The sequence below is a fragment of the Nocardia testacea NBRC 100365 genome, assembly GCF_000308775.1.
Lineage (GTDB): Bacteria > Actinomycetota > Actinomycetes > Mycobacteriales > Mycobacteriaceae > Nocardia > Nocardia testacea.
Genome location: NZ_BAGJ01000031.1, coordinates 1 through 5,237, shown reverse-complemented (window position 1 = coordinate 5,237; position 5,237 = coordinate 1). Strand labels below are relative to the sequence as shown.

Genomic DNA, 5,237 nt, shown 5'->3' with positions numbered 1-5,237 from the left:
GGCTCGTCGACGAACCGGGGACCCACGTCGCGCGCGTCCCCGGCAGACGAATTACGCCTTGTCGTCGGCCTTCTCCTCGGCCGCGGCTTCCTCGGCCGGAGCCTCGGCGGCTTCGGCTTCGGTCTCGGCCTCGGGGGCCTTCTCCTCGGTCTTCTTCGACGCGGCGACCCGGCGGGCGCGATCGGCCTCGTTGGTCACGGTCTGCTCCCGGACCAGCTCGATGATCGCCATCGGGGCGTTGTCGCCCTTACGCGGCAGGGTCTTGATGATCCGGGTGTAGCCGCCGTTGCGGCCCTCGAACGACGGACCGATCTCGGCGAAGAGATCGTGCACGACGTCCTTGTTCCGGATCACCCGGAGCACCTCGCGGCGGTCGGCCAGGGTACCGGCCTTGGCCTTGGTGACCAGCTTCTCGGCGTAGGGGCGCAGCGCCTTGGCCTTGGCCTCGGTGGTCGTGATCCGACCGTGCTCGAAGAGCGCCGTGGCCAGATTGGCGAAGATCGCCTTCTGGTGCGACGCCGACCCGCCGAAGCGAGCACCCTTCTTGGGCTTGGGCATTGTGGGTTCTCCTTGGTAAAGACCGCTACGGGGCGCCCGCCCCGGTCGGCCTAGAGCTGTTCGGTTTCGGCGTAGTCCTGCTCGCCGCCGTCGTTATCGCTGAAAGTGCCGCTGTCGGACCAGGTTCCGGTGCTCGCGTCGTAGCCGACCACGCTGGACGGGTCGAAGGACGCCGGGCTGTCCTTGAGCGAGAGGCCCAGGGCGTGCAGCTTGACCTTGACCTCGTCGATGGACTTCTGGCCGAAGTTGCGGATATCCAGCAGATCCGATTCGGTCCGCGCCACCAGCTCGCCGACGGTGTGCACACCCTCGCGCTTCAGGCAGTTGTAGGAGCGGACGGTGAGGTCCAGGTCCTCGATCGGCAGCCCGAAGGAGGCGATGTGATCCGCCTCGGCCGGGGAGGGGCCGATCTCGATGCCTTCGGCTTCGACGTTCAGCTCACGGGCCAGGCCGAACAGTTCGACCAGGGTCTTGCCCGCCGAGGCGAGCGCGTCCCGCGCGCTGATGGAGTTCTTGGTCTCCACGTCCAGGATGAGCCGGTCGAAGTCGGTGCGCTGTTCGACACGGGTGGCCTCGACCTTGTAGGTCACCTTGAGCACCGGCGAGTAGATCGAATCCACCGGGATCCGGCCGATTTCCGCACCGGTCGCCTTGTTCTGCACCGCCGGGACGTAACCGCGACCGCGTTCGACGACCAGCTCGATCTCGAGCTTGCCCTTGTCGTTCAGGGTGGCGATATGCATATCCGGGTTGTGCACGACCACACCCGACGGCGGCACGATGTCATCGGCGGTGACGGTCCCCGGGCCCTGCTTGCGCAGGTACATGGTGACCGGCTCGTCCTCTTCGGAGGACACGACCAGACCCTTGAGGTTCAGGATGATGTCGGTGACATCCTCCTTCACGCCGGGCACGGTGGTGAACTCGTGCAGAACGCCGTCGATGCGGATGCTGGTCACCGCGGCCCCCGGGATCGAGGACAGCAGGGTGCGCCGCAGCGAGTTACCGAGGGTGTACCCGAAACCGGGCTCGAGGGGTTCGATGGTGAACTTCGAGCGGTTGTCGGCGATGACCTCTTCGGTGAGGGTCGGACGCTGGGAAATCAGCATGGGATCAATCCTCCTGTGTTGGGCGCCCGCTATTTGACGCCTCGTTTAGGGGTTGTGCGGGCCGTCGCGGTTCGACGACCCGCACCAGCGGCACGGTATGAGCGAGTCAGGCCCGAAGGCGGTAGCGCAGCGTCACCACGCAGGGCCCTCGCTCATACCGAATGCACACAGCTGTTACTTCGAGTAGTACTCGACGATCAGCTGTTCCTGCAGCGGCACATCGATCTGCGCGCGTTCCGGCAGCGAATGCACCAGGATGCGCAGCCGGCCCGGGATGACCTGGAGCCAGCCGGGGACCGGACGGTCACCGACGGTCTCCCGCGCCACCTGGAACGGCAGGGTCGCCAGCGACTTCTCCTTGACATCGATGATGTCGTACTGGGTGACCTGGAAAGAAGGAACATTGACCTTCTTGTTGTTCACCAGGAAGTGGCCGTGGCTGACCAGCTGGCGGGCCTGGCGACGGGTCCGGGCCAGACCGGCGCGGTACACGACGTTGTCCAGCCGGGTCTCCAGCAGACGCAGCAGGTTGTCACCGGTCTTGCCCTTGAGGCGGTTGGCCTCTTCGTAGTACCGGCGGAACTGCTTCTCCATGACGCCGTAGGAGAAGCGGGCCTTCTGCTTCTCCTGCAGCTGGAGCAGGTACTCGCTCTCCTTGATCCGCGCGCGGCCGTGCTGGCCGGGCGGGTAGGGGCGACGCTCGAAAGCCTGGTCACCGCCGATCAGGTCGACGCGCAGGCGACGCGATTTGCGGGTGATGGGTCCGGTGTAACGGGCCATTGTGCTCTACCTTCCTTCCCGCTTAGACGCGACGCCGCTTGGGCGGACGGCAACCGTTGTGCGGCTGCGGAGTGACATCGGAGATCGTGCCGACCTCCAGGCCGGCGGCCTGCAGCGAACGGATCGCGGTCTCGCGGCCCGAACCCGGGCCCTTGACGAACACGTCGACCTTCTTGACGCCGTTCTCCTGCGCCTTGCGAGCCGCGTTCTCGGCGGCCAGCTGCGCGGCGAACGGGGTCGACTTGCGCGAACCCTTGAACCCGACATGGCCCGACGACGCCCAGGAGATGACGTTGCCGGAAGGATCGGTGATGGACACGATCGTGTTGTTGAACGTGCTCTTGATATGCGCGTGACCGTGCGGGACGTTCTTCTTTTCCCTGCGGCGCGACTTCTGGCTCTTCTTCGGGCCGGAGGCCCGGGACTTCGGAGGCATCGCTTATCCCCTACTTCTTCTTGCCGGCGACGGTGCGCTTCGGGCCCTTGCGGGTGCGCGCGTTGGTCTTGGTGCGCTGGCCGTGGACCGGGAGGCCACGACGGTGACGCAGGCCCTGGTAGCAGCCGATCTCGATCTTGCGACGGATATCGGCCTGGACCTCACGACGCAGGTCACCTTCGACCTTGAGGGACGAGCCCTCGATGTAGTCACGCAGCTGCGTGACCTGCTCGTCGGTGAGATCCTTCGAGCGCAGGTCCGGGCTGACGCCCGTCGCGGCCAGGATTTCCTTGGAGCGGGTACGACCGACGCCGTAGATGTAGGTCAGTGCGATCTCCATGCGCTTCTCGCGCGGAAGGTCGACGCCCATGAGACGTGCCATCTGGCAGTTTCCTTAACTGTTGCGGAGGTCTGCTCCCTGTCCGTCCCCTCGTCTGGTGGGGCCCCGGCCTCCGTTCCGGGGGTAGGCACGCACACCCTCCGGGTCGCCCCGGAAAAACCTCAGTGTGCGGCTGGCGCTGGGAGTTCTTCTTTCGTGCCAATCCGAACCGCGTTCGGTGCTCGGCGCCGGTGTCAGCCCTGCCGCTGCTTGTGCCGCAGGTTGTCGCAGATCACCATGACCCGGCCGTTACGGCGGATCACCTTGCACTTCTCGCAGATCTTCTTGACGCTCGGCTGAACCTTCACGTCCGTCCAATCTTTCGTTGCGGTCCACACCGGAGGGTGTGGACACAGTTGACCCCGGTCGGGTACGACCGGGGAAATCTCGGGGAGCGAACCGGGGCCCGCTCGTTCACTTGTAGCGGTAGACGATCCGACCGCGGGACAGGTCGTACGGCGACAGCTCGACGACGACCCGGTCCTCCGGCAGGATGCGGATGTAGTGCTGACGCATCTTGCCGCTGATATGCGCGAGGACCTTGTGCCCGTTCTCGAGCTCGATCCGGAACATCGCATTCGGCAACGGCTCGACAACCCGCCCCTCGACCTCGATGGCCCCGTCTTTCTTCGCCATATCCTCCGCGATCCCGGTTACACTCAACCTGGTCTGATTGCCTGGTACTGCCCGCGGGACCGGCCGGCGCACACCGGTGGACCGCGAAACGGCACACCGTGTACAACGGCGAACACGACAACCGATCGCACACGAACAGGCGGCGCTTTGATACACCGCCTGGTCAGCTTACCGGTAGGTATGTGATCGGGCAAAAAGGGGTACTCTCCGCGAGGCGCGTCACATGGTCCGGCCCGGCTCCCCGGCACTGAGTGCAAGGGTAGTTGTCGCGTAAACTGGCCGCTGTCCGAGGTCGACCATTCCAGGAGGGGACACCGGTGAGCCGCAGCAACGACGGCCTCCCCATGCTGCCACCATGGCTGGCCGATACCGAGGTCACCGGGGTCGGCGAGGGGAACTTCCGCAACTACGAGCCGCCGCCGGTCCAGAATCTGCCCCAGGACGAGATCATTCCCGAGACCCCCGAACCGCCGGAAGGTTTCTTCGCCCGCCGCGGCCGCGGCGAGGACCGCGCCGCCGACAGCGACAAGAAAAAGGGTAAGGGCTGGTTCCGGAACAAGAACAAGGACCAGCCGTCGCTGGAGGACCGCGTCGGAACGCTCCTCCCGAACAGCAACGGCCCCCGCCCGGCCCAGCGCAACAACTGGGCGGAGGCCACCGGCCGGCACGAATGGGCCACACCCCGGCCGGAGAGCGCCGAACCGGCACGCCACTCCGGCGCCGACCCCTTCCAGCAGGCCGAACAGAGCACGCCGGCGCCACATTCGCCCGCGGACCGGCCGGAAGTACCGGCGCCGCCCGCACCCGGCCCGCAACCGCAGTGGGGTCCCGACGATGCGCCGGCGCCCACTGCTGCCGTGCCGAATGCCTTCCGGGCTCCCGCGGCCGATCCCGCGGAGGCACCGGTCCGGCAGCCGGGTGAGCCGGCACCGGAATTCGACCGGTTGCGCCCGCACCAGTCGATCCCGCCGCAGCCACCGGAACCCGAGTCACGGTCCGGTGGCCCGGACGAGCGGGCCGGCGGTACGACCGGACCCGTAGCCCCCACGCAACCACCGTTGCCACCGCCACCCCCGCCGCTGCCGGATCCGCCCGACGACTCCGCGCGCCCGGGCGAGGGGCCGGATTCGCAGCAGCCGTTGCGGCGGCTTCCCGACCTGCCGCCGTCGCCCGCCGAGGATGCGGGGACCGCGGACCCGGTGCCGGGTGAGCCTTCGGCCTCCACCGAATCGTCCGCGGCCGCCCGCCCTCGGCCGTCCGATACTTCGGCGCCCGCTCCGGACTCGTTCACCACGCCCGATACCTTCACCGCACCGGCTCCGGCACCGCAGACCGCGCC

At 67.3% G+C, this 5,237-nt stretch carries 7 protein-coding genes and 1 pseudogene; 1 reads left to right on the top strand and 7 read right to left on the bottom strand.

The annotated features are described in order from the left end of the window. Positions 1-51: 51 nt before the first annotated feature. The 7 genes from rplQ to infA form a co-directional block, all read right to left on the bottom strand. Positions 52-558 (bottom strand): 50S ribosomal protein L17, encoded by a 507-nt coding sequence (gene rplQ / locus ON38_RS04245; protein WP_039822515.1) that lies wholly within the window; start codon positions 556-558, stop codon positions 52-54. A 50-nt stretch (positions 559-608) separates the two neighbouring features. Continuing rightward, positions 609-1,667: a DNA-directed RNA polymerase subunit alpha gene (locus ON38_RS04240; RefSeq protein WP_030522611.1), complete on the bottom strand. Its 1,059-nt coding sequence runs from the start codon at positions 1,665-1,667 to the stop codon at positions 609-611. A 174-nt stretch (positions 1,668-1,841) separates the two neighbouring features. Further along, positions 1,842-2,447: a 30S ribosomal protein S4 gene (rpsD, locus tag ON38_RS04235; protein ID WP_039822512.1), complete on the bottom strand. Its 606-nt coding sequence runs from the start codon at positions 2,445-2,447 to the stop codon at positions 1,842-1,844. A gap of 22 nt (positions 2,448-2,469) precedes the next feature. Continuing rightward, the gene (gene rpsK, locus ON38_RS04230; RefSeq protein ID WP_030522613.1) at positions 2,470-2,883 is read right to left on the bottom strand and encodes a 30S ribosomal protein S11; all 414 of its coding nucleotides are present in this window, start codon (positions 2,881-2,883) and stop codon (positions 2,470-2,472) included. Between the two features lie 10 nt (positions 2,884-2,893). Beyond that, positions 2,894-3,265, bottom strand: a complete 372-nt coding sequence (rpsM, locus tag ON38_RS04225) for a 30S ribosomal protein S13 (protein ID WP_030522614.1) — start codon at positions 3,263-3,265, stop codon at positions 2,894-2,896. Between the two features lie 191 nt (positions 3,266-3,456). After that, complete coding sequence (gene rpmJ / locus ON38_RS04220; protein ID WP_025347279.1) at positions 3,457-3,570, bottom strand: 50S ribosomal protein L36; 114 nt, start codon at positions 3,568-3,570, stop codon at positions 3,457-3,459. Positions 3,571-3,676: 106 nt separating this feature from the next. Next, a complete protein-coding gene (gene infA / locus ON38_RS04215) occupies positions 3,677-3,898 on the bottom strand; it encodes a translation initiation factor IF-1 (RefSeq protein ID WP_003418601.1) in 222 nt (73 codons plus the stop codon). A gap of 317 nt (positions 3,899-4,215) precedes the next feature. On the opposite strand from infA, the pseudogene ON38_RS04210 reads away from it, so the two are divergent. Then, positions 4,216-5,237: pseudogene (locus tag ON38_RS04210) on the top strand (hypothetical protein); the annotation flags it as partial.

What these genes read in the sequence shown, in the direction of transcription:
- rpsM (WP_030522614.1), bottom strand. Translation starts at nt 3,265, where the DNA reads ATGGCACGTCTCATGGGCGTCGACCTTCCGCGCGAGAAGCGCATGGAG.
- rplQ (WP_039822515.1), bottom strand. Translation starts at nt 558, where the DNA reads ATGCCCAAGCCCAAGAAGGGTGCTCGCTTCGGCGGGTCGGCGTCGCAC.
- rpsD (WP_039822512.1), bottom strand. Translation starts at nt 2,447, where the DNA reads ATGGCCCGTTACACCGGACCCATCACCCGCAAATCGCGTCGCCTGCGC.
- rpsK (WP_030522613.1), bottom strand. Translation starts at nt 2,883, where the DNA reads ATGCCTCCGAAGTCCCGGGCCTCCGGCCCGAAGAAGAGCCAGAAGTCG.
- infA (WP_003418601.1), bottom strand. Translation starts at nt 3,898, where the DNA reads ATGGCGAAGAAAGACGGGGCCATCGAGGTCGAGGGGCGGGTTGTCGAG.
- ON38_RS04240 (WP_030522611.1), bottom strand. Translation starts at nt 1,667, where the DNA reads ATGCTGATTTCCCAGCGTCCGACCCTCACCGAAGAGGTCATCGCCGAC.